The 26,578-nt window shown below is 69.9% G+C and carries 28 protein-coding genes; 11 read left to right on the plus strand and 17 right to left on the minus strand.

All coding sequences use genetic code 11. From position 1 onward, the window contains the following. Positions 1-173: 173 nt before the first annotated feature. Positions 174-1,463: an HNH endonuclease signature motif containing protein gene (locus B9Y95_RS07270; RefSeq protein ID WP_085511255.1), complete on the plus strand. Its 1,290-nt coding sequence runs from the start codon at positions 174-176 to the stop codon at positions 1,461-1,463. A 1,106-nt stretch (positions 1,464-2,569) separates the two neighbouring features. Here B9Y95_RS07270 and B9Y95_RS07280 read toward each other — a convergent pair. Further along, entirely contained in the window at positions 2,570-3,370 is an 801-nt protein-coding gene (locus tag B9Y95_RS07280; RefSeq protein WP_079704551.1) for a sugar phosphate isomerase/epimerase family protein, read from the minus strand. Positions 3,371-3,558: 188 nt separating this feature from the next. Here B9Y95_RS07280 and B9Y95_RS07285 point away from each other — a divergent pair, with 188 nt between their 5' ends. Further along, positions 3,559-3,747, plus strand: a complete 189-nt coding sequence (locus B9Y95_RS07285; protein ID WP_085511256.1) for a hypothetical protein — start codon at positions 3,559-3,561, stop codon at positions 3,745-3,747. A gap of 20 nt (positions 3,748-3,767) precedes the next feature. On the opposite strand, the gene B9Y95_RS07290 is transcribed toward B9Y95_RS07285, so the two are convergent. Beyond that, entirely contained in the window at positions 3,768-3,971 is a 204-nt protein-coding gene (locus tag B9Y95_RS07290) for a three-helix bundle dimerization domain-containing protein (RefSeq protein WP_085511257.1), read from the minus strand. A gap of 214 nt (positions 3,972-4,185) precedes the next feature. Between B9Y95_RS07290 and B9Y95_RS07295 the strand changes: the two genes are divergently transcribed. After that, entirely contained in the window at positions 4,186-4,629 is a 444-nt protein-coding gene (locus B9Y95_RS07295) for a YciI family protein (protein ID WP_085511258.1), read from the plus strand. Positions 4,630-4,651: 22 nt separating this feature from the next. Next, the gene (locus B9Y95_RS07300; protein ID WP_085511259.1) at positions 4,652-5,926 is read left to right on the plus strand and encodes an RNA polymerase sigma factor; all 1,275 of its coding nucleotides are present in this window, start codon (positions 4,652-4,654) and stop codon (positions 5,924-5,926) included. Positions 5,927-5,934: 8 nt separating this feature from the next. Here B9Y95_RS07300 and B9Y95_RS07305 read toward each other — a convergent pair whose 3' ends face one another. From B9Y95_RS07305 to B9Y95_RS07325, 5 genes are all read right to left on the minus strand, one after another. Continuing rightward, the gene (locus B9Y95_RS07305; protein WP_085511260.1) at positions 5,935-6,657 is read right to left on the minus strand and encodes a DUF805 domain-containing protein; all 723 of its coding nucleotides are present in this window, start codon (positions 6,655-6,657) and stop codon (positions 5,935-5,937) included. Between the two features lie 52 nt (positions 6,658-6,709). Continuing rightward, positions 6,710-8,683, minus strand: a complete 1,974-nt coding sequence (locus B9Y95_RS07310; protein ID WP_085511261.1) for a glycoside hydrolase family 127 protein — start codon at positions 8,681-8,683, stop codon at positions 6,710-6,712. Positions 8,684-8,685: 2 nt separating this feature from the next. Then, on the minus strand, positions 8,686-9,609 hold the full coding sequence (locus tag B9Y95_RS07315; RefSeq protein ID WP_327083088.1) for a carbohydrate ABC transporter permease: 924 nt from the start codon (positions 9,607-9,609) through the stop codon (positions 8,686-8,688). 2 nt (positions 9,610-9,611) lie between these two features. After that, complete coding sequence (locus B9Y95_RS07320) at positions 9,612-10,529, minus strand: carbohydrate ABC transporter permease (RefSeq protein WP_085511262.1); 918 nt, start codon at positions 10,527-10,529, stop codon at positions 9,612-9,614. 76 nt (positions 10,530-10,605) lie between these two features. Next, complete coding sequence (locus tag B9Y95_RS07325) at positions 10,606-11,901, minus strand: ABC transporter substrate-binding protein (RefSeq protein WP_085511263.1); 1,296 nt, start codon at positions 11,899-11,901, stop codon at positions 10,606-10,608. A 159-nt stretch (positions 11,902-12,060) separates the two neighbouring features. Between B9Y95_RS07325 and B9Y95_RS07330 the strand changes: the two genes are divergently transcribed. Together B9Y95_RS07330 and B9Y95_RS07335 are read left to right on the plus strand one after the other, a co-directional pair. After that, entirely contained in the window at positions 12,061-13,107 is a 1,047-nt protein-coding gene (locus B9Y95_RS07330; protein WP_085511264.1) for a LacI family DNA-binding transcriptional regulator, read from the plus strand. Positions 13,108-13,177: 70 nt separating this feature from the next. Beyond that, positions 13,178-13,447 (plus strand): hypothetical protein, encoded by a 270-nt coding sequence (locus tag B9Y95_RS07335; RefSeq protein ID WP_085511265.1) that lies wholly within the window; start codon positions 13,178-13,180, stop codon positions 13,445-13,447. A 17-nt stretch (positions 13,448-13,464) separates the two neighbouring features. Here the strand turns inward: B9Y95_RS07335 and B9Y95_RS07340 are convergent, their stop codons facing one another. After that, positions 13,465-13,854, minus strand: a complete 390-nt coding sequence (locus B9Y95_RS07340; protein WP_085511266.1) for a hypothetical protein — start codon at positions 13,852-13,854, stop codon at positions 13,465-13,467. Between the two features lie 199 nt (positions 13,855-14,053). Here B9Y95_RS07340 and B9Y95_RS07345 point away from each other — a divergent pair, with 199 nt between their 5' ends. After that, positions 14,054-14,737: a helix-turn-helix transcriptional regulator gene (locus B9Y95_RS07345; RefSeq protein ID WP_085511267.1), complete on the plus strand. Its 684-nt coding sequence runs from the start codon at positions 14,054-14,056 to the stop codon at positions 14,735-14,737. On the opposite strand, the gene B9Y95_RS07350 is transcribed toward B9Y95_RS07345, so the two are convergent. Together B9Y95_RS07350 and B9Y95_RS07355 are read right to left on the minus strand one after the other, a co-directional pair. Continuing rightward, complete coding sequence (locus B9Y95_RS07350; protein WP_085511268.1) at positions 14,713-15,111, minus strand: VOC family protein; 399 nt, start codon at positions 15,109-15,111, stop codon at positions 14,713-14,715. The two genes, B9Y95_RS07345 and B9Y95_RS07350, sit on opposite strands and share 25 nt — an antisense overlap. Positions 15,112-15,194: 83 nt before the next feature. After that, positions 15,195-15,761 carry a TetR family transcriptional regulator gene (locus B9Y95_RS07355; RefSeq protein ID WP_159453340.1) on the minus strand — a complete coding sequence of 189 codons (567 nt, stop codon included), beginning with the start codon at positions 15,759-15,761 and terminating at the stop codon, positions 15,195-15,197. Positions 15,762-15,807: 46 nt separating this feature from the next. On the opposite strand from B9Y95_RS07355, the gene B9Y95_RS07360 reads away from it, so the two are divergent. Beyond that, positions 15,808-16,977 carry a zinc-binding alcohol dehydrogenase family protein gene (locus B9Y95_RS07360; protein WP_327083089.1) on the plus strand — a complete coding sequence of 390 codons (1,170 nt, stop codon included), beginning with the start codon at positions 15,808-15,810 and terminating at the stop codon, positions 16,975-16,977. A gap of 25 nt (positions 16,978-17,002) precedes the next feature. Here B9Y95_RS07360 and B9Y95_RS07365 read toward each other — a convergent pair whose 3' ends face one another. After that, positions 17,003-17,596 carry an NADPH-dependent FMN reductase gene (locus B9Y95_RS07365; RefSeq protein WP_085511271.1) on the minus strand — a complete coding sequence of 198 codons (594 nt, stop codon included), beginning with the start codon at positions 17,594-17,596 and terminating at the stop codon, positions 17,003-17,005. A 59-nt stretch (positions 17,597-17,655) separates the two neighbouring features. Here B9Y95_RS07365 and B9Y95_RS21140 point away from each other — a divergent pair, with 59 nt between their 5' ends. After that, on the plus strand, positions 17,656-18,735 hold the full coding sequence (locus tag B9Y95_RS21140) for a GrpB family protein (protein ID WP_085511272.1): 1,080 nt from the start codon (positions 17,656-17,658) through the stop codon (positions 18,733-18,735). A 51-nt stretch (positions 18,736-18,786) separates the two neighbouring features. Here B9Y95_RS21140 and B9Y95_RS07375 read toward each other — a convergent pair whose 3' ends face one another. Next, on the minus strand, positions 18,787-20,061 hold the full coding sequence (locus tag B9Y95_RS07375; RefSeq protein ID WP_085511273.1) for a threonine/serine exporter family protein: 1,275 nt from the start codon (positions 20,059-20,061) through the stop codon (positions 18,787-18,789). Positions 20,062-20,110: 49 nt separating this feature from the next. Next, positions 20,111-20,317 (minus strand): hypothetical protein, encoded by a 207-nt coding sequence (locus tag B9Y95_RS07380; RefSeq protein ID WP_085511274.1) that lies wholly within the window; start codon positions 20,315-20,317, stop codon positions 20,111-20,113. 145 nt (positions 20,318-20,462) lie between these two features. On the opposite strand from B9Y95_RS07380, the gene B9Y95_RS07385 reads away from it, so the two are divergent. Both B9Y95_RS07385 and B9Y95_RS07390 read left to right on the plus strand, forming a co-directional pair. Beyond that, entirely contained in the window at positions 20,463-20,675 is a 213-nt protein-coding gene (locus B9Y95_RS07385) for a hypervirulence associated TUDOR domain-containing protein (RefSeq protein ID WP_085511275.1), read from the plus strand. Between the two features lie 76 nt (positions 20,676-20,751). Further along, positions 20,752-21,660, plus strand: a complete 909-nt coding sequence (locus B9Y95_RS07390; protein WP_085511276.1) for a cation diffusion facilitator family transporter — start codon at positions 20,752-20,754, stop codon at positions 21,658-21,660. A 21-nt stretch (positions 21,661-21,681) separates the two neighbouring features. Here B9Y95_RS07390 and B9Y95_RS07395 read toward each other — a convergent pair whose 3' ends face one another. The 4 genes from B9Y95_RS07395 to B9Y95_RS07410 all read right to left on the minus strand — a co-directional run bounded on the left by B9Y95_RS07395 (position 21,682) and on the right by B9Y95_RS07410 (position 26,553). Beyond that, the gene (locus tag B9Y95_RS07395) at positions 21,682-22,869 is read right to left on the minus strand and encodes a uroporphyrinogen decarboxylase/cobalamine-independent methonine synthase family protein (RefSeq protein ID WP_085511277.1); all 1,188 of its coding nucleotides are present in this window, start codon (positions 22,867-22,869) and stop codon (positions 21,682-21,684) included. Positions 22,870-23,014: 145 nt separating this feature from the next. Next, positions 23,015-24,484: an NAD-dependent succinate-semialdehyde dehydrogenase gene (locus B9Y95_RS07400; protein ID WP_085511278.1), complete on the minus strand. Its 1,470-nt coding sequence runs from the start codon at positions 24,482-24,484 to the stop codon at positions 23,015-23,017. After that, positions 24,481-25,713, minus strand: coding sequence for an iron-containing alcohol dehydrogenase (locus B9Y95_RS07405; protein WP_085511279.1), 1,233 nt, complete (start codon positions 25,711-25,713; stop codon positions 24,481-24,483). The genes B9Y95_RS07400 and B9Y95_RS07405 overlap by 4 nt, the downstream gene beginning before the upstream one ends. 57 nt (positions 25,714-25,770) lie before the next feature. After that, on the minus strand, positions 25,771-26,553 hold the full coding sequence (locus B9Y95_RS07410; RefSeq protein WP_085511712.1) for an SDR family NAD(P)-dependent oxidoreductase: 783 nt from the start codon (positions 26,551-26,553) through the stop codon (positions 25,771-25,773). Positions 26,554-26,578 lie beyond the last annotated feature (25 nt).

Below are 26,578 nucleotides of genomic sequence, written 5' to 3' on the forward strand. Positions count from 1 at the left end.
CAGTCGCGCCCTTCGACAAGCTCAGGGACCAGGTTCCCGGTCACTGAGCCACACACCCGGTCACTGAGCTTGTCGAAGTGCGACCCCGCTCCACACGCCTCTCGGTCGCCGAGCCTGTCCATGCGCAGCGACTGAGCATCTCGAATGTCAGTGGTCCGTGGTGGACTGAAGTCATGACCGAGACCTCCACCACGCTCCCGCTGCGCGCGGTGGACGTCTTCGAAGCGCGTCTCGCGGAACTGTCGGACGAGTTCACTGCCATCGCGCGCGAGCGTGCCGCGCTCGACGCCCGGGAGGCTCGTCTCCTCGCCAGGTCAGCAACCCTGGCCGACGCCATGGCGGACAGCCTCGTGTCGCACGACGAGACGCCCGCTCAGCGGAAGGCGCTCATCCGTCGTTCCACGTGCGCCACGCTCGCCATGGCGACGCGTGCCTCCGAGCTGACCGTGCAACGAGCCACCGGCGATGCCGAACGGCTCGTCGCCGATGCCCCGGATGTCCTCCGCGCGCTGGAGGACGGCCGCATCTCGAGCCGGCACGCACGGACCATCACCGATCAGCTCCAAGACATCCCGGTGCAGGGGCAGGCCGTGTTCCTCGAGACGGTCCTCCCCATCGCGGAACAGTCGACCGTCGCACGGCTGCAGCACCAGGCCCGCACCCTCCGCGAGCGCCTGCACCCGGAGTCCATCACCGTGCGGGCGGCGCGGTCGGAGGCCGACCGACGCTTGGAGATCGAACCCGCGGCGGACGGCATGGCCTGGGTGCACCTGTTCACCACGGCACCCGTCGCCGTCGCGATCGGAGAACGACTCGACGCACTCGTCGGTGCAGCCCACCTGACGGACGACGACCGCACCTGTCAGCAGCTGCGCGCTGATGCACTCGGCTCGCTCTGCATCAGCGGCGTCACCACGGCCGACCAGACCGACCACCAGGGCCGGCGGTCGCCGATCGCCCGGCCGGTGGAGGTACTCGACGACATCCATCCCACGGTGAACCTCACCGTGCCCGTGCTCAGCCTCCTGGGAGTCAGCGAGGCACCGGCGATCCTCGACGGCTACGGCCCGATCGACCCCGAGACCGCGGCGCGGCTCGCGGTCAACGCGCCCTCGATGACGAGGGTGCTCACCCACCCGGAGACGAGTGCGGTCGTCTCGGTCGGGAGGCAGCAGTACCGCGTGCCGGCGGATCTGCAGCGAGCGGTCCGCCTCCGCGACGTCACGTGTCGCGCACCGGGTTGCGGGAGACGGGCTCGGGCCTGCGATCTCGACCATTCCGTCGCCTGGGCCGACGGCGGCACGACGAGTGTCGGTAATCTGGCGTGCGTCTGCCGACATCACCACCGGCTGAAGCATCTGCCCGGGTGGTCACTCGACCATCGACCCGATGGCGTCCTCGACTGGACCACACCCGACGGCAAGCGACACCGTACGGAACCGGACGCGGTCCCGCCGTTCTGAGTGCGTGCGCATCCGTCGATCATGGTCGATCCCGAGCCGCGCGGAATCCGCTCACCGAGCCAACCTCGCTCACCGAGCCAACCCCGCTCACTGAGCCAACCTCGGTCACTGAGCTTGTCGAAGTGCCCAGAGCACACGCCCACGGCCACAGCACGACTCCCCGCGGGCCCTTCGACAGGCTCAGGGAACGGGCCTCCCGCTCACCGAGCCGACCTCGGTCACTGAGCTTGTCGAAGCGCCCCGAGCACACGCCCACGGCCACAGCACGACTCCCCGCGGGCCCTTCGACAGGCTCAGGGAACGGGCGCCCCGGTCACCGAGCCGACCCCGGTCACCGAGCCAACCCCGGTCACTGAGCTTGTCGAAGTGCCCCGAGCACACGCCCACGGCCACAGAACGACTCCCCGCGGGCCCTTCGACAGACTCAGGGAACGGGCGCCCCGGTCACCGAGCCAACCTCGGTCACCGAACCAACCTCGGTTACTGAGCCAACCTCGGTTACTGAGCCAACCTCGGTCACTGAGCCGACCCCGGTCACCGAGCCAGCCCCGGTCACTGAGCTTGTCGAAGTGCCCCGAGCACACGCCCACGGCCACAGAACGACTCCCCGCGGGCCCTTCGACAGGCTCAGGGAACGGGCGCCCCGGTCACCGAGCCGACCCCGGTCACCGAGCCGACCCCGGTCACCGAGCCAACCCCGGTCACTGAGCTTGTCGAAGTGCCCCGAGCACACGCCCAAAGCCACAGAACGACTCCCCGCGATCCCTTCGACAGGCTCAGGGAACGGGCCTCCCGCTCACCGAACCAACCCCGGTCACTGAGCTTGTCGAAGTGCCCCGAGCACACGCCCAAAGCCACAGAACGACTCCCCGCGGGCCCTTCGACAGGCTCAGGGAACGGGCCTCCCGCTCACCGAACCAACCCCGGTCACCGAGCCAACCCCGGTCACTGAGCTTGTCGAAGTGCCCCGAGCACACGTCCACGGCCAGAACAGGTGTTCACGGGGAGGCCTTCGACACTTCGACAGGCTCAGTGCCGCGCAGCTCAGGGAACGGGCGTCCCGGTCACCGAGCCACCCCGGTCACCGACCCTGTCGAGGTGCGCGCCTACTTGTCGTTCTCGGCGAGCCAGGCGTAAGACTCGGCGACGCCGCCGAAGATCTCCTTGCTGTAGCCGTCGAACTCCACGACGCGGGTCGCATGCGGTGCGGCAGCGAGGATCGCCGGGATGTCGACCTGACCCTGACCCGCGGGCTGCTGGTTCGCGAACGCCTGGGCGAGCGCGTCGGGCACGACGAGCGCGCTCTCGCTGCTCGGCAGTGCGGTGGCGATGTCGCCGGAGATGATCCCGTCCTTGATGTGCAGGAACTGCACGCGGTCACCGAGCGAACGGAGGAACGCCGGGGTGTCAGCTCCGCCGACCGTCGACCAGAAGGTGTCGATCTCGAGGACGACCTCGGGCGACAGCTGCTCGACGAAGAGCTCGAAGATCGGGCGCCCGTCGACGTGGGTCGAGAACTCCCAGTTGTGGTTGTGGTACCCGAACTTCAGGCCGGACGCCGCCGCCTGGACGGCGAGCTCGTTGACGCGCTCGGCGAGACGCGCCGCGTCGTCGGCGGTCTGCCAGCGATCGGTGGGGATGAACGGGTCGATGACCGTCCCGATGCCGAGCCGCGACGCCGCGTCGAACGCGACCGCCGGGTCGGCGGCGTCGATGACGGGCGCGTGACCGGACGGTGCCGTGACACCAGCAGCAGCGAAGGCGGTCTCGAACTCGGCCGCGCGCTCGACGAACGCGTACGGCTCGACCTTGGTGAAACCGATCTCGGCGATGCGGGCGACGGCGCCCTGCAGGTCCTCGGCGATGGCGTCGCGGACGGTGTACAGCTGCACGGACGGTGCGCTCATGGGTACTCCTTCGTAGCTTCGGGCGGGCACCGACGGGCGCTTCCCCGCGTGTCTCACACGGCACGGAACCGCTTCTGTCGACTCCTCGACAAAAGTACCCGGGGTGAGTCTACCGACTGAGCCTGGACGCGCGGGTGGCCGGGCACTCATAGTCTGGAGATTCGACCGACCACCAGCGAGGGGGCACCATGTCAGACCCGAACCGGACGAAGCGGAGACCACCGCTGCGCGCGATCGTCATCATCGGCGTCCTGATCCTGATCGCCGTGGTCGTCTACGGACTGACCCTGAACCCGAACGTGTTCACCCTGCTCGTCATCTGCATCGTCATCGTGGTCTCGATCGAGGCGCTGACGAGCAGACCCGACCGGCCGTAGTCCGGCCGGTGGCGGGACCGTTACTTCTCGGAGCGCTTCAGCGACTTCTTGACCGCACGCTCGGCGAGGACGGTCACGTAATCCTGGACGGGACGCTCGGCGAGGGCGCTGACCTCTTCGCGCACGAGCGCGCCGATCCGAGCCGAATCGACTCCCGAGTACTTGTCGCTCAGCTTCTCGGTGAGCTGACGGATGATCTCTTCGTGGTCGATCTCAGTTGCCATGGACCCAGTATCAACCCACAGTTGTTGCCTGGGCTGTGAACCACAACTTCCGTCCGCCGCTGTTCTCCCGCCGGACACCTGGCCGCCGCGAGCCGTTCACCCTCCCCATCGGGCACCCGCCGAGGATATTCTGACCGCGATGTCGATTTCCGTGTTCGCCGTTCGACGTCAGAGTGAGGCGGGCGATCAGCGCCCCTGACGACAGGAGAAGACGATGTCGAAATACATGCTCATCATGCGCAACAGCGGGTCCGTCGAGAAGCTCGAGGACATGGACTTCGAAGCGGTCATCAACGCGATGGGCGCCTACAACGAGTCGATGATCAACGCCGGCGTGATGGTGGGCGGCGACGGCCTCACCGACGCCGCGCAGGGAGCCGTCGTCGAGTTCACGACCGAGGCCCCGATCGTCACCGACGGCCCCTACGGCGAACTCCACGAACTCTTCAACGGGTTCTGGACCATCGAGGTCGCGACGCGCGAGGAAGCAATCGAATGGGCCGGCCGTGCCCCACTCGGCCCCGGCAACAAGATCGAGGTGCGTCGCATGACCGACGAGACGGACTTCGCCGACCACGCCGACAACGAGTACCTCCAGAAGGAGCAGGAGTGGCGGGCGCAGGAGGGCGCGGCGAAGCCGGCGGCCGACCCGGCCTGAGCACGACCGACGCGAGACGGACATGACCGACGCCGACCTGACCGGCACCGGCGCGGCGGACGGCGACGCGGCCGCCCGCCGCGTGGTCGACAGCGTCTGGCGGATCGAGAGCGCGCAGATCGTCGCCACCCTCACGAAACTGACCGGCGACCTCGGCCTGGCGGAGGACCTCGCTCAGGAGGCACTGCTGGAGGCCCTCGAGCAGTGGCCTCGCGACGGCGTGCCGCGCAACCCGGGTGCGTGGCTGACGATGGTGGCGAAGCGTCGCGCGATCGACGGCTGGCGACGCCGAGCGGCACTCGACGAGCGGTACCGCTCGCTCGCCCGTGACCTGGAGCAGGCGAGCGACCTCGACTGGGAGCCGATCGGGGACGACGTCCTGCGGCTCGTCTTCACCGCCTGCCACCCGGTGCTGTCGCGGGAGTCGCAGGTGGCACTGACCCTGCGGGTCGTCAGCGGCCTCACCACCCCGGAGATCGCCCGGATGCTCCTCGTCCCGGTGCCGACGGTGCAGGCGAGGATCACCCGTGCCAAGAAGACGCTCGCCGCGGCGAATGTGCACTTCGAGGCGCCGGACCCGGCCGAGTGGCCCCGGCGCCTGTCGGCCGTCCTCGGCGTCGTCTACCTGCTCTTCACCGAGGGGTACGCGGCGACGAGCGGACCGAACTGGATCCGCGCCGACCTCGCGAACGAGGCCCTGCGGCTGGGCCGACGCCTCGTCGCGCTCGTCCCCCGCGAGCCGGAGGCGCACGCGCTCGTCGCCCTCATGGAGTTCCAGGCCTCACGCTTCGCCGCCCGCGTCGCACCCGACGGCTCCGCGATCCTGCTCGCCGACCAACACCGCGAGCGCTGGGACCGGGCGCAGATCGTCCGTGGGACGGCGGCGCTCAGCCGCGCCGACGCCCTCGGCCGGGGTCGCGGCGCCTACGCGCTGCAGGCGGCCATCGCGCAGTGCCACTCGGTCGCTCCGAGCGTGGCGGCGACGGACTGGGAGCAGATCGTGATCCTCTACGAGGCACTCGGACGGATCGCGCCCAATCCGGTCGTCGAACTCAACCGCGCGATCGCGGTGTCGATGGCGACCGGCCCGGCGACGGCGCTCCGCATCGTCGACGGTCTCACCGACGATGCGTCGCTCCGGGGGTCGCACCTCATCCCGAGCGTCCGCGGCGAACTGCTTGCACGACTGGGTCGCGTCGAGGAGGCGCGCTCGGAACTCCGGACCGCCGCGCACCTCGCCGCGAACGACCGCGAGCGCGAGGTCCTGCTGCGGAAGGTCGCCGACCTTCCGCAGTGAACAGCGCGTCAGCGCCCGGACGACACCTGCGCGGGACGATCGAAGCGCTGCCCTTCGGGCTTCGACGGAAGCAGCACGAGGACCAGGATGATGACGCTCCCGATCGAGGGGACGAGCGTGAAGAAGTAGTACGGGCCGGGGAAGTTCGCGTCGTGCAGGCGCCGCCAGGTGATCGCCAGGCTCGGCACGAGGATGGCGAACCACACGACGAGCAGCAGGATCACCCCGAGGATGAGAAGCGCGCGCATGCCGAACTCCATCGGTCCAGGCTCCGCGAAGTCGTAGCTGCCACCAGAGAGGTCCTGCTCCTGGGCAGCCGTCGCCGCGGCGACACCGGTCATGATGGCACCGACCATGACGAGCAGCGTCGGGATGAGGATCAGGATCGTCGTGAGCAGCGAACTCCACCAGTACTCGCTGAGCGACGCGCGCCCGGAGAAGTTCGCGTACTGCTTGAAGAACCGCTTGGTGGCCTGGCGGAACGTCGCCCCGTAGAGCGGCAGGGTCAGGTCGTCCGGCGAGCTGGCACCCCGGGGCGGGGGCGCGACGTACTGCGGCTGACCGTACGGTGCCTGGCCGTACTGCGGCTGGCCGTAGGGTGCCTGGCCGTACTGCGGCTGGCCGTAGGGTGCCTGGCCGTACTGCGGCTGACCGTAGGGTGCCTGGCCGTACTGCGGCTGACCGCCCTGCGGCTGGCCGGAGGGGCCCTGAGGGTTCGGAGGATACGTCATGGCTGCTTCCGGATCGCTGGTCGACGGGACACCAGTATGACGCGCCCGACCCTCACGCCCGGGTGATCGGGATCCAGACACGCATCGTGGACGGCCCGCGCTCGGCCCAGGAATGGTACGGCGCGATGCTCGCGGTGAACGTCTCGTCGGCAGCCGCCGCGACGAAGGTGTCACCATACGGCCAAGTGCTGTCGACGAGACTCCGCGCACGCAGCTCGATCGACAGCCGACCGTCCGCGTCCTCGACGGGGACGACACCCTCCGCCACCTCGATGCGCGCGATCGCCTCGTCACCGCCCGGGAGGTCCACCGACTCGACGCAGTAGACCTCGGGTCCGCGCTCGATCGCGACGCTGCCACGGATGGCGTCCACGCGGGGATCCGGCAGGGTGACCCGCGGACGGACGCTGAACCTGAGCTCCACGACGTCACCGGGGACGAAGGACCGCTCGACGTCGGCGTAACCGGGGGCGACGGCACGATCCACGGATGCACCGTCCACGGGCCGGACGGCCACCACCGCGTCATCAGCCCACGACGGCACCCGGAGCGAGACGGCCACCGGTCCGCTCGGCGCCTCCACGATGCGCACGGTGACGACGCCGGACCGCGGGTAGTCGGTCACGAGCTCGGCCCGGAACCGCCCGCCCTGCTCGCCGCCGATGACCGTGTCGATCGTCGCCGATGCGAACTGATGGATCTGCACGCCGTGGTCGTCGCTCGTGGCGACGAACGCCGCCAGGCTCGCGAGTGTCCGGGCCACGTTCGGTGGACAGCACGACACGTCGAACCAGGGCGCACGCTCGGAGGACGACGCGCGCGGTGACACCTCGTCGTCTGGGCTCGACTCCCCCGGCGTACGCTGGTGCAGGGTGTTGGCGTAGAAGAACGCGGTGCCGGCGGCCGACGGCGAGGTCGCGACGACGTTGTAGAGGATGCGCTCGATGTGGTCGGCGTACCGGACGTCGCGGTCTTCGAGCAGCAGCCGCCAGCTGAACATGATCGACGCGATGCCGGCACAGGTCTCGGAGTAGGCGCGGTCGGACGGCAGCTCGAAGTCTTCGCCGAACGCCTCGTCCTGGTGGTGCGAGCCTTGACCGCCGGTCAGGTAGGTGCGGCGGGCGATCGTCCGGTCCCACTGGCCGCGGAGCGCGTCGAGCAGGCCGTCGTCGCCGTGCTCGACCGCGATGTCGGTGGCGCCGGCCGCGAGGTAGTTCGCGCGGACCGCGTGGCCCCGCAACGCCTCCGCCTCGCGGATCGGCACGTCGTCCTGGAAGTACGCGCGGCCCCACTCGATGTCCTGGAGCACGCCGGTGCCGCGACGCTCGACGAACAGCGACGCGAGTTCGAGATAGCGTGGCTCGCCGGTCACCCGTGACAGCTCCGCGAGCCCCACCTCGACCTCGGCATGCCCGCACACGGACTGGATGCCGTCGGTGCCGAAGACCTCGCAGATGCGGTCCGCGGCCCGCGTCGCGATCCCGAGGAGCCCGTCGTCGGACCCCGGGCTGGTCCGCTCCCGGGCGACGGCCGCCTGGAAGAGGTGGCCGAGGCAGTACAGCTCGTGCCCCCACTCGAGATCCGACCAGCGCTCACCCTGCCCCGGGCGACCGAAGCGGGTGTTCAGGTAGCCGTCGGCCTCCTGCGCGGCGGCGACCCGGTCGACGATCGCGCGGAACCGCGACTCGAGCGCGTCGTCACCGCCGAGCCGTCCGAGCTCCCACGCGACGGCCTCGAGGTACTTGTAGACCTCGGAGTCGGCGAACTCGCGTCCACGGCGGCCCTCGGGAAGCGTGCCGGCGGCGGCGAGGTCGAAGTTGCGGAGCCAGCCCTCCCGCTCGAGCCAGTGCTCGACGTGCGGCAGCGTCGCCGTGCCGTTGACCCGCTGACGGTCGGCCCAGAAGCCGTCGGTGATGCGCACCTCGTCGAGGCCGAGCGGTGTGAGCGCGCCGGTGGTGGGGACGACCGGGGCTGCGACGGTCGCCGACGTGGTGGGCGTGGTGCTGGTGCTGGTGGTGGTGCTCATGGTTACCCCTTGAAGGCGCCGGACATGAAGCCGCGCACGTAGTGACGTTGGAGGATGAGGAAGAGGAGGATGCACGGCAGCGCCAGGACCACGACGCCGGCTTCGGTCGCGCCGTAGTCGACGACGCCCTGGACCTGGCCGCGCAGGTTGGAGACCGCGAGGGGCAGGGTCATCTTCGCCGAGTCGTTGATGAGGATGAGTGGCGCCATGAAGTCGTTCCACGCCGCGAGGAAGGCGAACAGGCCGACCGTGATCAGCCCCGGCTTCACGGCCGGCACGAGGACCTTCCACAGCACGCTCCAGGACGTGCAGCCGTCGACCATCGCGGCCTCGTCGAGCTCCTTCGGGATCGACTCGAACGCGATGCGCATCATGAAGGTCGAGAACGGCAACTGGAACATGGTGAGCACGAGCGCCACCCCGACGAGCGAGTTCGACAGCCCGACCAGGTTGAGGAGCACGTACAGCGGGATGAGCAGCGTCGCGTACGGGACCATGAGGATCGCGATGGTGGCGAGGAACAGGGCGTTCTTGCCGCGGAACTGGAACCTCGCGAACGCGTAGCCGCCGAACAGCGAGATGACGAGCGTGAGGATCACGGTCAGCAGCGAGACGAACACCGAGTTGCCGATGTACTGCAGGATGCCGTCCTGATACCCGGCGAGGGTGATGTAGTTGCCGAGCCCCCACCCCTCGGTCTGGTTCGTACCGGCGAGCGGCGACACCGAGCGGACGGCGGTCCAGACGAGCGGATAGAGGAAGATCACGGCGAGCGCCGCCGTGAAGATCCAGAACGGCATCCGGATGGCGATACCGAAGAAGTTCGTCGGCTTCCCGTCGCGTCCGCGGCCGCGATTGCGTCCGTGACCACGGACGTCGGGCATCGTCGAGGTGACGGTGGCCGGTTCCTTTCGGGTGATGGTCATGCTCAGTCCTCGACCTTCTTGCTGAACGCGCGGATCTGCACGATGTTGATGACGATGAGCGCGGCGAGCACGATGACCGACAGCGCCCCGGCGACGCCGAGGTTGTTGGGGCCCTGGAACGCCACGTTGTAGATGAGCTGGACGATGGTGATCGTGCTGTTGTCCGGGCCGCCCTTGGTGAGGATGTAGAACTGCTCGAACGCGAGCAGCGAACCGGTGACGCACATCACCGTCGTGAGCGCGAGCGTCGGCTTGAGCAGCGGGACGGTGATGTCGCGGAAGGTCTGCCAGCGTGATGCACCGTCGATGCGCGCCGCCTCGTAGACCTCTTCCGGGATGCCCTGGAGGCCCACCAGCATGAGCAGCATGTAGAAGCCGGCGAAGCGCCAGACGATGAGGAACACCGTCGACCAGAGCGCCGCGTCCGGGGTTCCGAGGAAGGTGAAGCCCATGGCCTTCGTGAGGTCGGCGAACGGACCCGCGATCGGCGAGTACAGCACGTAGAAGAGGAGCGACGCCGAGGCGAGGCCGAGGGCGCTCGGGATGAGGAACGCGGTACGGAGGAAGCCCTTCCACCGACTGGACTCCTGCACGAGGAGTGCGAGGCCGAGCCCCAGGCCGATGAGCAGGACGGTCGCGATGGCCGTGTACTTGAGCGTGAAGACCACCGAGTCGAGGAAGAAGCGGTTGTCGATGGCCTTCGGGAAGTTCTCGGGGAAGTTCACACCCTGGTTGCCACCGAGGAGCGGCCAGTCGGAGGCCGCCATCTGGAACACGAGCCCCAGCGGGACAAGGAACAGGAGGATGACGAACACTGCGGTGGGGAGCGCGAACAGCCAGCCGGTGCGGGCGTGCACGGCGCGACGCTTCCTGGCACCGACCGAGTCCGTCGGGCCTCGTCTGGCGAGGGTGGTACTCATGGGTGGACCTTTCGAAGCGGGTGGATGCCGGTGCGCCGTCGCAGTGAGGGATGCGGCGGCGCACCGGCGGATCTGGCTACTGCGAGAGCACGTCCGTGATCGCGTCGCTGTCGGCGTCGACCGTGTCGGTACCCTCGAGGACCGCGTTCCGCACGAGGGTCAGCCACGGGCTGGTCGGCGAGTTGAAGGCCTCCTGGAAGTTCAGCGAGTACGGGGTGTCGCCCTTCGAGGCGACCTCGTTGATCGTGACGAGGCGCGGGTCCTTGCTCGAGTACTCGTTCTCGGCGAGGTCGGAGCGGGAGACGACGTCGTTGTCCTTCGCGAGGACACCGACCTGTGCGTCCTCGGACATCAGCCAGCTGAGGAAGTTCCACGACTGCGCGGCCTTCTTGCTGTCCTTCGAGACGCCGATCCCGTCGCCACCGACGAAGGTCGAGTCGCCGCCCTTCGGGCCGGGGATGCCGGACACACCAACGTCGAAGGGGGTGGAGGAGAGCAGCGTCGCCGGGTACGGCATGACGCCGACCTTGCCTTCGGTGAAGCCGGCGGTCCAGGTGGGTCCGGCCTCGTCCTTCGAGGACGGGAGCACGGCGCCCGACTTCCACAGGTCGGCCCACGTGCTGTAGACCTCCTTGGCGCCGTCCTCGGCGAGGAGCGACTCGGTGCCCTCCGTGTTCATGACCTGCTCGCCGTCGGCCCACACGCTGGGGAACCAGGTGAAGACGAGGCAACCGCCGCAGTTGAGGCCGGTCGCGGTGCCGTAGGTGTCGGGCTTGTTCAGGGCCTGGACGGCTTTCGCGTCCTCGGCGAACTCGGCCAGCGTGGTCGGGCCCTGCTCGGGGTCGAGCCCGGCTTCCTTGTAGAGCTCCTTGTTCCAGAACAGCATCGAGAGGTCGAGGACGAACGGGAGGACGTGCTCCTTGCCGTCGGAGGTGCCGGCGGCGAGGTGCCCCTGGTTGATCTCGTCCTTGAAGTCGAGTCCGTCGATGTTCGCGGTGAGGTCCTGGAAGAGGCCCTGTTCGACCCAGTTCGGGACGTACACGATGTCGGCGGCGAACAGGTCGGGGAGGCTGTCGGAGCCGGCTGCCGCACCGACCTTCGCGACGTAGTCGTCGTTCGGGACCACGGTGAGCTTCACCTGGTTCTCGTGCGAGGCGTTGTAGGCCTCCACGAGGAGCTTCGCCTGCTTCTCGAGTGGGGCGCGGGTCCAGAGCGTGAGCTCGGAGCCGTCGTCGACGCCCTCGGGCCCGGCACTGGCGAGTGGGGAACTGCCACCGCCCCCGGAGGAACAGGCGGCGAGGCCGACGAGGAGGGCGCTGGCGGCCAACACCCCTCCGACCCGCTGCATCCGTCTGGTGTGCGTGCTGCGCATGGTGACTCCTCTGACTCATCGTTGAGCGGACCGGTCGGGTCCGGCGGTGCATGGGAGGTTTTCGAAACTATCGAAACGCCTTTCGGTAAAGCTAGCCTGGGATCGGTGTAGCGTCAAGAGCGAAGTCCGGTAACGTTTCGGAAACGAAGAGGGGGAGCAATGCCAGACAGTGATGTCGGTGCTTCGGTGACCGGTACCCCCGGCCGAGCGGCCACCCTGGGCGACGTCGCCCGGATCGCAGGCGTCTCGATGGCCACCGCCTCGAAAGCCATCAACGGACGGAGCGAGGTCGCCCCGAAGACCCGGCAGCGGGTGCTCGACGCCGCGAAGGAGGTCGCCTTCACGCCCAACGAACTCGCCCGGAGCCTCATCAACGGGCGCACCGGCACCGTCGGTCTCCTGACGAGCGACCTCGAGGGCCGCTTCGTCATCCCCATCCTCATGGGCGCCGAGGACGCGTTCGGCGCCGGGCAGGTCAACGTGTTCCTCTGCGACGCCCGCGGGGACGCGATCCGTGAACAGCACCATCTCAACGCGCTCCTCACCCGGCGCGTCGACGGCATCATCGTCGTGGGCCGCACGACGGACCCGCGCCCCTCGCTCGGCCACAAACTGCCCGTCCCGGTCGTCTACGCCTACGCGCCGTCCGACGACCCGACCGACGTGTCGATCACCCCCGACAACCGCGACGGCGGGCGCCTCGCCGTCGAGCACCTGATCGCGTGCGGGCGTTCCCGCATCGCGATGATCACGGGTGAACCGCAGTACGCGGCGGCCAGGGACCGCGTGACGGGGGTGCAGAACGCCCTCGCCGCGGCGGGTCTGGACCTCGTCGGCACGCCGATGTTCTCGGAGTGGACTGAGCACTGGGGTCGCGATGCGGCGGCGATGCTGCTCGCACAACACCCGGAGATCGACGGCATCGTCGCCGGCTCCGACCAGATCGCCCGCGGCGTGCTCGACACCGTCCGCGACCTCGGGCGCGACGTCCCGAGCGACGTCGCGGTCGTCAGCTTCGACAACTGGGAGATCCTGGCCACCAACTCGCGCCCTGAACTGTCGTCCATCGACGCCAACCTGCAACAGCTCGGGCGACTCGCCGCCACCCGCATCTTCGAGGCGATCGAGGGCACGGACGTCGCACCGGGCGTCGAGTACCTGCCGGGCCGCCTCGTCCTCCGCGGTTCCACGATCCCGAGGCGCTGAGGTCCGGTCGGACGCCGATACTCACCGCGCGGGTGATGCGACAGCCGTCGGACATCGCTACGGTCGAGCCATGGACAGCTCAACCGTCATCATGATCGTGGTCCTCGCCGCCGTCGTGGTCATCGTCTTCACGATCACCGTGCAGGCCAGACGACGTGCCGGCGGGTCGAAGCATCGCGGGGGTACGACTTCGGACTCCGGAATGCCGTTCATCGTCGATGGCGACAGCCACCACGGCGGAAGCGACTCCGGCGGAAGCGACTCCGGCGGTTGGGACGGTGGCAGCAGCGGCGACTCCGGCGGCGGAGGAGACGGGGGCGGCGGGGGCGGCGGCGACTGAGCGCCCGACGCCCTGCGTCACGTCTCGGCGCGCTCACCCTCCCGCAGCTGCTGGAGCACTCGGCGATTGAGGACGAGGTTGCCGACACCGCTGGCACAGAGGATGACGGCGAAGACCAGCCCAGTCCAGTCCTGACGCAGGATCGCGAACGCCGCGAGCCCGATCGTGCCGACGACCAGGACGCTGCCGAGCACCCGACCCACGGCAAGGCGACGGAGCTGTTGCCGCCGGGTCGGTGTGGCATCAGGAGGCCACGTCTCCGCCCAGGATCGACGATACGTCGCGACGACGCCGGTTGCGAAGACGATGGACGCGGCCACAAGGACCAGCGCTCCAAGGATGCTCCACGGCGGGGAGGCGATGAGTACCCCGCCGAACACGGCGACCGCGACGGCGGCGACGATCACGCACCATCCGGCCACCCGCGGGGTCACCTGTCGCCGACCGATCCGGCGCCGCCGATCCGGCGCCGCCGATCCGACTGTTGCCTGGTCATCATGATTCCTCCCAGGAGCAGTCTGGCCGTTGCACCACGTTCTCCCAAGCCCCCTTCTCGGAGCAGCTGACGTGTCGACACCATCACGCGCCGATTGAGACACTGGGCAGGTGTACTCCGAGCGCGTCCTCCTCTCCGGCGAGGCCCTGTGGCGCTCGGAAGGCAGCGTGGGCGGGGCGGTCGTCCCGGCCGACGGCTGTGTCGACCTGATCCTCCGCGACGGCCGGGTCGAGGTTGCCGGACCGTCGACACGGTGGCTCGCCACCGGTCCCGACGGGGCCGCCGGGTCGTTCGGATTCAGGATGCAGCCGGGGCGGGCCGGTCTCCTGCTCGGCCTCGATCTCGCAGCGATCGCGGACCAGCTCGTACCGCTCGACGACGTCGCCGATCGGCGGACCGCGGCACGGCTGCGCGAGGCGATGACCCCGCTCGAAGCCGGACCCGCCCCGATCGGCACGCTCGCGGCGTTCTCGGCCCAGCTGGCCGAAGCGAGTCCCTGGTCGGACGCCGTCCGCCGATCGGCGTCCGAGGCGACGTCGGCGCGTGACGTCGCCGCGACGCTGAGCGGCTCCGAACGGTCCTTCCGGCGGCGGATGCTCGCCACCTTCGGATACGGCTACGCCACGCTCGTGCGCCTCGATCGCGCGCACCGTGCTCGATCATCACTCCGCTCGGGCTCATCGATCGCCGACGTCGCCGCATCGGCGGGCTATGCCGACCAACCCCACCTCTCCCGCGAGTTCAGGCGTCTCGTCGGCTCGAGCCCCGCTCAGTTCGCGGCGAGCGCGGCGTAGAGGTCGACCGAGTTCCCGTCCGGGTCGAGGAGGGTCGCGTACCGCTGTCCCCACACGGCATCCCAGGGCTCGACGTGCCCGGCGTATCCGGCATCGACGAGCGTGGCGAAGGTGGCGTCGACGGCAGCCGGACTCCCCTGGTCGAAGGCGAGGGCGATCCGGTGGCCGCCGGACGCCGGAACGAAGGTCGGGTCGAAACCGCGGATCGTCTCGACCGTGTCCCATGCGAGCGCCACCCCTCCGTCCAGGAGTGCATCCACGTGGGGAGCGTCGTCCTGACCGGGCTCGATGGGCACGCCCAGGGCCCGGTAGAAGGCGAGTGAGGCCGCCATGTCGTTCGTCACGATGCCGATGAAGCCGAGTCTCAGTGTCATGGTCTCACCGTACGACCGGGCGCCGACGGGGTCGTGAACAGAACGGCCACGCTGCGCGCGCGACCGGTTCCCGGTCTGCTCGGTCAGCGACCCGCCAGGTCGCCGAGTCGGGCGCGCATCGCGCGAAGCACGTCGACGAGGAGCACGTCGTCCGGTCCGGCGAGCCACTGCTCGAGGGAGGCGTCGAAGAGTGCCGAACCGATGGACGCGGCGAGCGCCGCGTCGGCTGATGTGACACCACTCTCCATGAGGCCATCGCGCATCGCGTCGGTGAGGACCGCCGACTTCAGCCGTTCCCGCTCGCGCAGCTGCGGTTCGGACCGGATGACTGCGCGGCGGGCTGCGATGTCGTCCCGCCAGCGCTGCAGCTCACCGGCGGCCACGGTCTCGAGGCCGGACATCACCAGCGCGAGCGGGTCGAGTCCTGGTGGCGCAGCAGAGACCAGCCGCCCGACCACGGTCGGGAGCTCGCGCTCGCGGAGGAAGAGCACGTCACGCTTGTCGGCGAAGTGACGGAAGAACGTTCGGGTGGTGAGCCCGGCGGCTTCGGCGATCTCCGGGACCGTCGTCGCCGTGAAGCCCCGCTCGGCGAAGAGCGCCATCGCAGCGCTCTCGAGTCGGAGAGCGGCGTCGGGTGCCCAGCGTGCCATGCGATCAGGATAGTCGATGACACGTCGTGTCGTCAGGTGTACAGTGATGGCACACCGTGTCATCATCGCCACACCAATCCGCAACACCCTTGGAGACCTCATGCCGACGAACACCGCAGCCTGGCTGCCAGCACCCCGCGCGGACCTCGTCGTCGGTCCGGCCGCGATGCACGAACCCGGCCCGGGTGAACTCCTCCTCCGGAACCGTGCGGTCGCGGTGAACCCACTCGACGACGTCAAGCAGCGGACCGGGAACCTCATGTACCGGTGGCTGCCCTCGCCCGCCGTGCTCGGTGAGGACGTCGCGGGCGAGGTCGTGGCCGTCGGGTCGGGTGTCCGTCGCTTCGCCGTCGGCGACCGCGTCGTGGCGTACGCGGTCGGCATGGAGCGCGATCGGCGCCATATCGCCGAGGGCGGGTTCCAGCAGTTCACCGTCGTGCGGGCGGACCTCGCTGCCCCGATCCCGGAGGGCCTGCGAGACGAGGACGCGGTCGTCCTGCCGCTCGGGATCTCCACGGCCGCGACCGCCCTCTTCCAACGCGACCACCTCGCGCTCCCCCACCCCTCGGAGCACCCCATCCCCACCGGGACGACCGTCGTCGTCTGGGGCGGCGCCACGAGCGTCGGCAGCAACGCCATCCAGCTCGCGGTCGCCTCCGGCCACCGGGTCGCGACCACCGCCTCGCCGCACAACCACGACCGGATGCGCGAGCTCGGTGCCGACCTCGTGTTCGACTACCGCAGCCCGACCGTCGTGGCGGATCTGGTCAGCGCCCTCCGCGGCTCCTCGGTCGTCGGCGTCCTCGCCGTCGGGACCGGCTCCGCAGAACCAGCCGTCGCCGTCGCCGCCGCCACCGGGGCGCGCCGCGTCGCACTCGCGAGCCCGTCGGTGTCGTTCGGGTCGCTGCCGCGTCGGGCCGGGCCGAGTCTGACGTTCGTCCGCACCATGACCCGACTCGTGGCGGCCAACGTCGCGCTCCAGGTCCGTGCCCGTCGGGCGGGGATCTCGGCGCGGTACGTGTGGGGCAGCTCGCTCATGACCAACGAGGTCGGGCCGATGCTGTGGGAGGGCTACCTGCCGGGCGCGCTCGCCGACGGACGACACGTCTGCGCGCCAGCCCCCGAGGTGGTCGGCGACGGCCTCGAGGCGATCCAGCCGGCCCTCGACCGACTCCACAGCGGCGTCTCAGCCCGCAAGCTCGTCGTGCGGTTGTGAGGCTCGGGGCCGTGACGCTCCGCCCTCAGACCTCCCAGGTCGAGCGGTAGCTCCGCTCGGCGAGGAGCGCCGACAGCTCCGCATGCACGCTCATCGTCTTGGCGAGCCGCTCGGCGCGGTCCGTCTTCAGCACCTCGGGGCGCTCCCAGTCCCGCTCCGACAGGTAGGCCGTGTACGGGTTGATGACGCACTTGAAGTCCAGCATGAGCGACTGCCCGAGCGTGGCCGTCGCCATGTAGCTGTGCGGCAGGCCCGCTGCGCAGACGAAGGTCACCACCTTGTCGAACCAGGCGGCGACCCTGCCGTCCTCACCGGTCGCGCCGGTCGCGCCGGTCGCCTCGATGAGCGACTTCACCGTCGCGGCCGGTGCCCAGTTGTAGACCGGGAAGGCGAGGACGACGCCGTCGGCAGCCGTGATCAGCTCGTGCAGGCGACGGAACGCGGGGCTCGCGAAGACCCGGTCGTTGTCGAACGGCGGCAGTTCCATCTCGGCCAGATCGATGACGGACGAGTCATGGCCCTGCTCGCGCAGCAACCCGCTGCTCGCCGAAGCAAGGGTCCGGCTCCGACTCGCCGGATCGAGGCTGCAGGAGATCACGGGCAGGTTCAAGGCGGCCATCCCTCTACGCTAACCCTCCTGCCTATGCTTCGACCCCGGCGGGTGTGCGAGGGTGGAACATGCCCTCGCCGCAGTCCCTCAGTGAAGCCGACCGCCGTCTCGTCGCCTCGTGGGCCGCCGATTGCGCCGAGCGGGTGCTGCCGCTGTTCGAAGCGGAGGCGCCGGATGACGACCGTCCGCGCGACGCGATCGCCCGCGCCCGGGCGTACGCGAGTGGCGAGCTCGACACCGCCGGTGAGATCCGACGACGCTTCGTCGCCAATCGGGCCTCCCAGGTGGTGTCCTCACCCGCCGCCAAGGCCGCCGCGTGGTCGGCCGGACAGGCAGCGGGTGTCGCGCACATGGGCGCCCACGCGCTCGGCTCCGCCGCCTACGCGGCGAAGGCCGCCGAGCTGCATCAGGCCGGAGCCGGCGCAGCCGAGATCGCCTGGCAGCTCGAGCAGCTGAGCGACCCGGCCCGCACGGCACTGCGCCTCCTGCCGGCACTCGGCACCGATCTGTCGGGGCCGCTCGGTTCCGGGCTGCTGGCCTCGGGTGTGCTCGGAGCCAACATCCGCGCCTTGCAGGACGGGCTGCGACGCCGCCCGGAGGTCACTGCGCTCGAGCTGGTCGGCGGCCCCGAGCCGGTCCGGGTCGAATTGCACGATGCCGATCCCCGGTGGCCCGAACGGTATCTCGACCACCGGCAGCGGATCATCGAGGCCCTCGGAACGAGCGCGGGCGGATCCAGCACCATCGCGATCGAGCACATCGGCTCGACCTCGGTGCCCGGACTCGCGGCGAAGCCGATCGTCGACATCGTGGTCGCCGTCGCGGACATCACGGCGGAGGAGGACTACCTCGACCCACTGCTGGCCGCCGGCTACGTGCTGCGCGTCCGTGAACCTCGTCACCGTATGGTCCGGACGCCGGAGCGCGACGTCCACGTGCACCTCTACGAGCAGGGCGCCCCGGAGATCGGCGAGTACCTCCTCCTCCGCGACCATCTGCGTTCCGACACCGACGACCGCGCGCTGTACGAGCGCACCAAGCGGGAGCTGCTCGGGAGGCCCTGGGACGACATGAACGACTACGCCGACGCGAAGACCGAGGTCATCCTCGCGATCAAGGCGCGGGCGCGGGCTGCCCTGAGCCGCTGAGTCGCCCGAATCTGCACGAATTCGGCTCGGTTTCGGACGATTCCGGGCGACTCAGGGACGGGCGGTCGCACGCACCGGCGGGATGACGACACCGGTGAGGACCGCAGCCGTCTTGACGCCGACACAGAGGCTGATGAAGACCGTCAGCGCTGCCGTGACCGCTGAGCCCTCGAGCGTCGCGAGGGAGACCAGGCCCACGGTGCCCGGCACGAGCATGAGCAGGGCCGGCTGGAACGTGACATTGGACGGCACCGCCGCCGAGTATCGCTCGACGATGCGAGCGACGACGAACACGAGCCCGGCGGTGAGCCCCGTCGCGACCGCGTTCCCCACGAGCGGGGCGAACAGGACGATGCCCGCATAGGTCAGCGCCATCACGCAGATCGTCAGCAGCGTCAGGGAGCGGCCCGAGCCGAACGCGATCCCGATCCCCGCCGCAAGCATCACGACGCCGATCCACGTGAACCACAGCGGCGGGACCGACTCCCACCCGACGAGGTCCGAACTTCCGCGCCCCACCTGACCGACGAGCGCCGTCGAGTCGGGGTCGATCGACAGGCCGGTGAGCAGCGCCCCGGCCGAGATCCCGGCCGCCATGAAGGCGAGCACGATGAGCCCGTACATCAGGCGTGCCGAGCCCGTCACGATGTCGGTCGCCGTCAGCTCCAGCAGGGCGTTGGTGATGAGCGCGCCGGGCACGAGGATCGCGATCGGCGCACAGACGGCGAACAGCGGCACGGGGCCGAGGTCCATCGCCGATGCGAGCGTCCCGACGAGCGTCGTCGACACGAACGCCGTCACGAACGGGGCGATCGCGACCGCTCCCCGCCACCGCGCCAGCAGGGTGATGACGAGGCCGACGAAGGCACCGACGAGCATGGATGCGAGGATCGCCCACCATGGGCAGCGGAACAGCAGCGCGAGCCCACCCGCGAGCAGCAGGTTCCCGACCACCCAGTGCATCGACGCGTGCGGACGCGGCGTCTCCCGGATCGACTGGATGCGGGCCGGCAGGTCACCGACCGGCCAGTGTCCGAGCTCGAGTTCGCGCATGAGCCGGTTCGCCCGGGCCGCGCCGCGGAACGACAGCTCGCCATGCGTGTTGCCGGCCGCGAGCACGGCGCCGGTGCGCACGTCGTTCACGATGATGAGCTGCGGCAGCACCGAGAAGGCGAGGCCCTCGTCGCCTGATGCGACCGTGGCGCGCTCCAGGGAGTCGCGGACGTCGGTGACGGAGGTGCCGGCGTCGAGGAGCAGGCAGCCGAGCGCACTGTAGGCGTGCGCAGCGGTCCTGCGGTGCTCCTCGGTAGCCGCGTCGTCACTCATCCCGCCAACGGTACGCGAGATCCAGGGACGCCTGCGGCCGCTGCAGGCCTCAGCGGCGGTTGCGGAGCCCGACGGCTCCGGCCACACCAAAGTACAGGCCGGCGAGGATCGGGACGATGACGATCCACCAGAAATGGAAGCCGTACTCGCCGTGGGCGTTCGCGATGGCGACGGGGATGAGCGCCACCCCGAGCACGACGGCCACGATGCCGATGCCGAGCGCGAGTCGGGGTCTTCCCGGAGTGAACGAGGCCATGGGGACACGCTAACGCCGAGGAGCCCGCGGACCTCGGGGGATATCCCCTGCGCTCACGTGGCGCAAGCGCTTGTCCGGCCGACGACACGCTGGCATCGTCGCTCACACGCCGCTCGCGCGCGGCGTCGAGCGCCGAGGAGGCAGCATGGCAGACGTACGAGTGGGCGACCGCGTGTCCTGGGGCACCTCGCAGGGACGGACGCAGGGGAAGGTCGTCGAGCGGAAGACCGCGGACTTCCAGTTCGACGGCCAGCACTTCACGGCCTCGACGGACGAGCCCGCGTTCATCGTGGAGTCGGAGAAGACCGGCGCGAGGGCCGCACACAAGGGCTCGGCGCTGCGTGTCCTGAAGTCCTGACGCTCTCCCCCTGGTGGCGCGTTGCACCGACGCCCGGACGTCCACGACGGACCCCGGCTGGGCGTAGCGTTGGCGCATGACCGTCGTGATCGCCTTCCTGGCCAACATCGTCGTCGCCATCGCCAAGTCCATCGTCGCCGCGCTCACCGGGTCGGCGTCGATGCTGGCCGAGGCCGCGCACTCGTGGGCCGACGCGGGGAACGAGATCTTCCTCCTCATCGCCGACAAACGGGCCGACAAGCAGCGCGATGCCGCACATCCGCTCGGCTACGGCCGTGACGCGTACATCTTCTCGCTGTTCGCCGCCTTCGGGATCTTCACCGTCGGTGCGGTCGTCTCAATCCAGCACGGCATCCAGAGCCTCACCGCACCGGAGGCGATGGAGGACTACGCCCTCAGCTACCTCGTGCTCGGCGTCGCCTTCCTCCTGGAGGGCTTCTCCTTCACCCAGTCGATCCTCGAGGGGCGGCGCACGGCGAAGAAGTACGGCCGTGGCTTCTTCGACTACATCGTGAACGGCTCCAACACGACGCTCCGCTCGGTGTTCTTCGAGGACTCCGCAGCACTGCTCGGCCTCATCATCGCGGGTGCCGGCATCGGCCTCCACCAGGTGACCGGCGACCCGGTCTGGGATGCGATCGGCTCGATCGCGATCGGCGTCCTGCTCGGCGGCGTCGCGCTGCTGCTCATCAACCGCAACCGGCGCTACCTCCTCGGAGCCTCGCCGAGCCCCGCGTACCGCGCTCAGACCATCACCGCGCTCCTGTCCCACCCGGAGATCGAGCGGGTCACGGCGCTGTACCTCGAGTTCAGCGGACCGGAACGCCTCTTCCTCGTCGCGTCGGTCGACCTCGTCGGCGACGACCGCGAGAACGACGTCGCGCGTCAACTCCGCCGACTCGAGGGCGACCTCGAGCAGGACGACCTCATCGGCAAGGCCGTGCTCACGCTCTCGGTGAGCGACGAGCCGTCGATCACCGCCTGAGCGCGGCGTCGAGCCGGAGCTTCAGGACCCGAACAGCCGCTTCGACGCGATCGCAGCGCCCTCGACGAGCGCACCGAGCTTCGCCCACGCGACGTCGGTCGCGACGAACTCGTAACTCGCGAAGGTCGAGAGCCCGCAGTCGGTGCCGGCGATGACGCGGGTCGGATCGCCGACCGCCTCGGCGACCTCGACGATGCGGTTCGCGATGACCTGCGGGTGCTCCAGGTAGTTGGTGGTCACGTCGACGACCCCCGGGATGAGGAGCGCGCCCTCGGGGAGCGGGTGCTCGCGGAACGCCGGCGCCTCGTGCTGGTGCCGCGGGTTGCCGAGCGGGATGCTGAACGCACCGACCCGCGCCCGGTAGAGGTGCGGGAGGAGCACGTCGACCGGGACGTCGTCCTGGTGCGGCCCCTGCCAGTTGCCCCAGCAGACGTGCAGCCGGACCTGCTCACGGGGGATGTTCCGGATGGCGTGGTTGAGCGCGTCGACGTGCAGGTCCACAGCCGCCAGGAACTCCTCGAGCGTCGCGTCACCGAAGTGGATGACCCGCTCCATGGCGAGGTCCGGGGCGTCGAGCTGCAGGACGTGACCCCGGGCGACGATGGCCTCGTATTCGATCCGCAGCTGCTCGGCGAGCGCGAACACATAGGCGCGGTCGTCGCCGTAGAACGGGTTCGCGGCGTCGAGCAGCAGCGTCGTCGACACGATCCCGGGCGTCGCCGCGGAGAAGAAGGTGCCGGCGGGCGTGCGCGCATGGCCCGCCTGCACGGCGAGTTCCCGTTCGAAGCCGTCGAGATCGGCGGTGATGCCGGACAGCGTGGGGTCGTACAGGAGCTGCCCCTGGGCCATCGGCGGATCCCACACCCGTGCGACGTCCGCACCCTCGACGATCTGCTTCGCCTGGAAGGCCGCATAGTCCGGGAATCGCACGGAGTCGAGCGTCGGCTTGCGGTGTCCGGCTCCACCGAACCCCTCGATGCGTTCCAGCACATAGGTGGAGAACCCGACGCGCGGGACCTCGCCGTCGTTGATGAGATCGAGACCGGTGGCGAGCTGTGCGGCGACCGTCGCGGCCACCGCGTCCGCCGTGACCTCCTCCAGCTCGGCGACGTCGAACGCCCGCCGCTGGTCGCGGGCTACGAGCAACCGGGTCAGCTCGGGCGTCCGCGGCAGGCTGCCGGCGTGCGTGGTCAGGATGCGGTCGGTCATGCGTGAGCTCCTCGGTGCGTGGTGCGGGTGGAGGACAGCGGCGGCGGCGCGACCCTGCCCACGGTCCCACGATGCCGTATCGCTCCCCGACCTGCCAGCTCATCGGCCGGTCGGGCCGAGTCCGCCGCAGTTCCGCTCACCCCGCTCACGACGTCAGGGCGATGTACTGCTCCTCCAGGAACTCGAGGATCCCCTCGCTCGACCCTTCGCGTCCCAGACCGCTCTGCTTGACCCCGCCGAAGGGTGCAGCCGGGTCGCTCACGACACCGCGGTTGATCGCGACCATGCCCGCCTCGAGCCGGCGTGCGACCGCGACGGCCTCGCGCTCCTCACCGAACACGTAGGCCATGAGCCCGAACACGGTGTCGTTCGCCATGCGGACCGCCTCATCGACGTCGTCGTAGCGGACCACGGCGGTGACCGGTCCGAAGATCTCGGTGGTCGTGATCGCCGATCCGTGGCGGACACCGGTCACGAGCGTCGCGTCGTAGAACGCGCCGTCCTCCCAGCTGCGCCCGCCGTGCACGACGGTCGCACCGTCACGCACCGCACCGTCGACGAGTCCCGCCACTTTGTCGCGTTCGCGCACCGAGACGAGTGCGCCGAGGTCGTTGTCGTGGTCGAGCCCGGAGCCGACTCGGACGGCCGCGAGTTCCTCAGCCATGCGCGCCACGAAGGCGTCATGGATGCTCGAGTGCACGTAGAACCGGTTCGCCGCCGTGCAGGCCGAGCCGCCGTTCCGCATCTTGGCGAGCAGCGACTCGCGAACCGTGAGCTCCAGATCCGCCCCTGGGAGGACGACGACCGGGGCGTTGCCGCCGAGCTCCATGGACGCGCTCACGACCGTATCGGCGCAGGCGTGCAGGAGCTCCCGCCCCACCTCGGTCGAGCCGGTGAACGACAACTTGCGCACCGCAGGATGCGAGAGCATCTCGGCGACGATGGGGCCGGTCGGCACAGGCGTGACGAGGCTGACGACGCCGGGTGGGAAGCCGACCCGGCGGAGCACGTCGACGACGAACGCGGCGGCCAGCGGCGTCTCCCGGGCGGGCTTGAGGATCACCGTGCACCCGGCGGCGAGCGCCGGTGCGAGCTTGCGGGTGGCCATCGCGGCGGGGAAGTTCCACGGGGTGATGAGGAGGGAGACGCCGATGGGCTGCCGGTCGACGACGATCCGCTTGTCGCCGCTCGGGGACAGGCGGTACTCGCCGGGGATCCGCACGGCCTCCTCGGCGAACCACCGGAAGAACTCCTTGGCGTAGTTCGCCTCACCGATCGCGTCGCGGTACGACTTGCCGTTCTCCCGGATCATGATCTCGGCGAGCGTCTCCACCTCCTCGGTGAGGACCTCGTAGGCCGCCCGGAGGAGCTCGCTGCGCTCCCGCGGGGAGGTCGCCGCCCACGAGGTCTGGGCGAGCGCGGCGGACTCGACGGCCGCGAGGCAGTCCTCGCGACTCGCAATGGCGAAGTCGGCGATGGTGCTGCCGTCGGCGGGATCGACGACGGGGAAGGTCCCTCCGTCGGAACCGGCCCGCCAGGCACCGTCGATGAAGAGTTGCGCGATCGGCTCGGTGCGCGTGGTGCTGAGGGTCGTGGCTGGTGTGGTGGTGGTCATCGTGCGTCCGTGTCTGCTCGGAGGGCGGATCGGTCGCCGGCGTGGGCGGCCTGGAGGATGGTGTCGATGAGCTCCGGGTCGGAGCCGATCGGTGAGATGTCGACGAGTCGCTTCGACTGGAGCGTCAGCTCCGCGATACGCGGCAGCTGGTCGGCTCGGACGCCGATCTCGGCGAGGCTCGTCGGGATGCCGATGGTGCGGCAGAGCTCGGCGACCCGGTCCACGGCGTCCTGGGCTGCACTGCGGATGTCCGTCTCCGTACCGCCGAGGGCGGCACCGATAGCCGCCAGCCGCTCAGGTATGAGGGGTACGCACGCCTGGAGGACGTAGGGGATCATGAGTCCGGTGCCGAGCCCGTGCGGCGTCTTCGTGATCGCACCGACCGGGTACTGCACCGCGTGCGAGAGGTGCGTCCCGGAGGGGCCGAAGCACATCCCTGCGAGCAGGCTGCCGTAGGCGACCTCGGCACGGGCCTCGCGGTCCGTCCCGTCGGCGACGGCCCTCGGCAGGTTCGGTGCGATCCTTCGGATCGCCTCGAGCGCCAGGTGCTGCACGAAGAGGTTCTGTCCGGTGAAGACGGGCAGCTGCGTCTCCCAGTCCAGCGGCAGATCCGCTGCGGTGAAGGACTCGAGGGCGTGCACGAGGGCGTCGACACCGGCGTAGGCGGTGACCGACGGCGGAGCCCCGATCGTCAGCTCCGGGTCGACGACGGCCGCGACCGGGATGAGGTGATGGCTGGACACGCCGATCTTCATCTCCCGGTCCGGGTCTGAGATCACCGCGACCGGCGTCACCTCGGACCCCGTCCCGGCGGTCGTCGGCACGGCCACGATGGGCAGGATCGGCCCCGGCACGTTGTTCTCGCCGTAATAGTCGGAGAGCACTCCTCCGTGCGCGACGAGCACGGCGATGAGTTTCGCCGCATCGAGAGCGCTGCCGCCGCCGTAGGCCAGGACGACGTCAGGCGCGAAGGCGGTGGCGACGCCTCCGGCCTCGGTGAGCGAGTCGACCGGCAGCTCCGGGAGGACGTCGGTGTACACGGCGACCTCGGACCCGCCGGCGCGCAACGCGTCGACGATGGTCACGAAGTCGGGTGATCGGGCAAGGAAGGGGTCGACGACGGCGAACACCCGCGTCCCGTGCTCGCCGACGATCACGGGGAGCTGGTGGCGGACGCCGAAGCCCACGTGGATGCGGGGTGGCAGCCGGAGGGTTCCGGTCTCGGTCATGCTGGGGTTCCTGTCCTGTCGAAGGGTGCGGGGGTGATGGTCGGTCGGCGCTCGGCGTCAGGCACTGAAACCACCGTCCACCGGGAGGACGACGCCGCTCGTGTGGCTCGCGAGGTCGCTGAGGAGCCAGGCGGCCGCTTCGCCGACTTCGGCGCCCGTCCCGGCCTTGCGGAGCGGAGTCGCGGCGATCCGCGCCTCCACCCCGCCGGGGATGGCGGCTCGCGTCTGGTCGAGCATCGGTGTCTCGGTCGGTCCGGGGGCCAGGGCGTTCACGCGGATGCCGAGCGGGCCGTTGTCGTGTGCGGCCGTGCGGGTGAGGCCGATCACCGCGTGCTTCGTGGCCTGGTACGCGCCCATGCCCGAGCTCCCGCGGAGACCGCCGATGCTGCTGACGTTGACGATCGACCCGGCTCCGGCCGCACGCATGATCCGGAGCTCCTCACGCATGCAGAGCCACACACCTTTCACGTTGACGGCGAGGATGCGGTCGAAGTCGTCCTCGGTCACCTCGTCCAGGCGTCCGGCCTGGGTGAGGGCCGCGTTGTTGAACGCGCCGTCGAGCCTGCCGAAGCGTTCGACCGTGGCGTCGACGATCCGCGCGACGTCGGCACCGACGCTGATGTCCCCGGTGGTCGACGCGGCGTCGAAGCCGTTCGCGACCAGCTCGTCGGTCACCGCCCGGAGCGGTCCTTCGGTGCGCGCCACGAGCATGACGGCGGCACCGTGCTCGGCGAAGACGCGCGCCGCGTCGGCACCGATCCCGGCGCTCGCACCGATCACGAGGACGACCTTGCCCGCGAGGAGGGGCTGCTGCGGGGGCGTGTTGGCTGCTGTGGTCATGAGGGGTCCTTCCAGCGGGTCGGTT

The sequence above is a fragment of the Plantibacter flavus genome (genome assembly GCF_900177615.1).
GTDB classification, from domain to species: Bacteria; Actinomycetota; Actinomycetes; order Actinomycetales; family Microbacteriaceae; genus Plantibacter; species Plantibacter flavus.

What these genes read in the sequence shown, in the direction of transcription:
- B9Y95_RS07330 (WP_085511264.1), top strand. Translation starts at nt 12,061, where the DNA reads ATGCCAGACAGTGATGTCGGTGCTTCGGTGACCGGTACCCCCGGCCGA.
- B9Y95_RS07315 (WP_327083088.1), bottom strand. Translation starts at nt 9,609, where the DNA reads ATGACCATCACCCGAAAGGAACCGGCCACCGTCACCTCGACGATGCCC.
- B9Y95_RS07325 (WP_085511263.1), bottom strand. Translation starts at nt 11,901, where the DNA reads ATGCGCAGCACGCACACCAGACGGATGCAGCGGGTCGGAGGGGTGTTG.
- B9Y95_RS21140 (WP_085511272.1), top strand. Translation starts at nt 17,656, where the DNA reads ATGCCCTCGCCGCAGTCCCTCAGTGAAGCCGACCGCCGTCTCGTCGCC.
- B9Y95_RS07410 (WP_085511712.1), bottom strand. Translation starts at nt 26,553, where the DNA reads ATGACCACAGCAGCCAACACGCCCCCGCAGCAGCCCCTCCTCGCGGGC.
- B9Y95_RS07270 (WP_085511255.1), top strand. Translation starts at nt 174, where the DNA reads ATGACCGAGACCTCCACCACGCTCCCGCTGCGCGCGGTGGACGTCTTC.
- B9Y95_RS07335 (WP_085511265.1), top strand. Translation starts at nt 13,178, where the DNA reads ATGGACAGCTCAACCGTCATCATGATCGTGGTCCTCGCCGCCGTCGTG.
- B9Y95_RS07365 (WP_085511271.1), bottom strand. Translation starts at nt 17,596, where the DNA reads ATGGCCGCCTTGAACCTGCCCGTGATCTCCTGCAGCCTCGATCCGGCG.
- B9Y95_RS07375 (WP_085511273.1), bottom strand. Translation starts at nt 20,061, where the DNA reads ATGAGTGACGACGCGGCTACCGAGGAGCACCGCAGGACCGCTGCGCAC.
- B9Y95_RS07400 (WP_085511278.1), bottom strand. Translation starts at nt 24,484, where the DNA reads ATGACCACCACCACACCAGCCACGACCCTCAGCACCACGCGCACCGAG.
- B9Y95_RS07350 (WP_085511268.1), bottom strand. Translation starts at nt 15,111, where the DNA reads ATGACACTGAGACTCGGCTTCATCGGCATCGTGACGAACGACATGGCG.
- B9Y95_RS07295 (WP_085511258.1), top strand. Translation starts at nt 4,186, where the DNA reads ATGTCGAAATACATGCTCATCATGCGCAACAGCGGGTCCGTCGAGAAG.
- B9Y95_RS07320 (WP_085511262.1), bottom strand. Translation starts at nt 10,529, where the DNA reads ATGAGTACCACCCTCGCCAGACGAGGCCCGACGGACTCGGTCGGTGCC.
- B9Y95_RS07395 (WP_085511277.1), bottom strand. Translation starts at nt 22,869, where the DNA reads ATGACCGACCGCATCCTGACCACGCACGCCGGCAGCCTGCCGCGGACG.
- B9Y95_RS07385 (WP_085511275.1), top strand. Translation starts at nt 20,463, where the DNA reads ATGGCAGACGTACGAGTGGGCGACCGCGTGTCCTGGGGCACCTCGCAG.
- B9Y95_RS07300 (WP_085511259.1), top strand. Translation starts at nt 4,652, where the DNA reads ATGACCGACGCCGACCTGACCGGCACCGGCGCGGCGGACGGCGACGCG.
- B9Y95_RS07285 (WP_085511256.1), top strand. Translation starts at nt 3,559, where the DNA reads ATGTCAGACCCGAACCGGACGAAGCGGAGACCACCGCTGCGCGCGATC.
- B9Y95_RS07280 (WP_079704551.1), bottom strand. Translation starts at nt 3,370, where the DNA reads ATGAGCGCACCGTCCGTGCAGCTGTACACCGTCCGCGACGCCATCGCC.
- B9Y95_RS07405 (WP_085511279.1), bottom strand. Translation starts at nt 25,713, where the DNA reads ATGACCGAGACCGGAACCCTCCGGCTGCCACCCCGCATCCACGTGGGC.
- B9Y95_RS07305 (WP_085511260.1), bottom strand. Translation starts at nt 6,657, where the DNA reads ATGACGTATCCTCCGAACCCTCAGGGCCCCTCCGGCCAGCCGCAGGGC.
- B9Y95_RS07310 (WP_085511261.1), bottom strand. Translation starts at nt 8,683, where the DNA reads ATGAGCACCACCACCAGCACCAGCACCACGCCCACCACGTCGGCGACC.
- B9Y95_RS07360 (WP_327083089.1), top strand. Translation starts at nt 15,808, where the DNA reads ATGGCACACCGTGTCATCATCGCCACACCAATCCGCAACACCCTTGGA.
- B9Y95_RS07380 (WP_085511274.1), bottom strand. Translation starts at nt 20,317, where the DNA reads ATGGCCTCGTTCACTCCGGGAAGACCCCGACTCGCGCTCGGCATCGGC.
- B9Y95_RS07355 (WP_159453340.1), bottom strand. Translation starts at nt 15,761, where the DNA reads ATGGCACGCTGGGCACCCGACGCCGCTCTCCGACTCGAGAGCGCTGCG.
- B9Y95_RS07390 (WP_085511276.1), top strand. Translation starts at nt 20,752, where the DNA reads ATGACCGTCGTGATCGCCTTCCTGGCCAACATCGTCGTCGCCATCGCC.
- B9Y95_RS07290 (WP_085511257.1), bottom strand. Translation starts at nt 3,971, where the DNA reads ATGGCAACTGAGATCGACCACGAAGAGATCATCCGTCAGCTCACCGAG.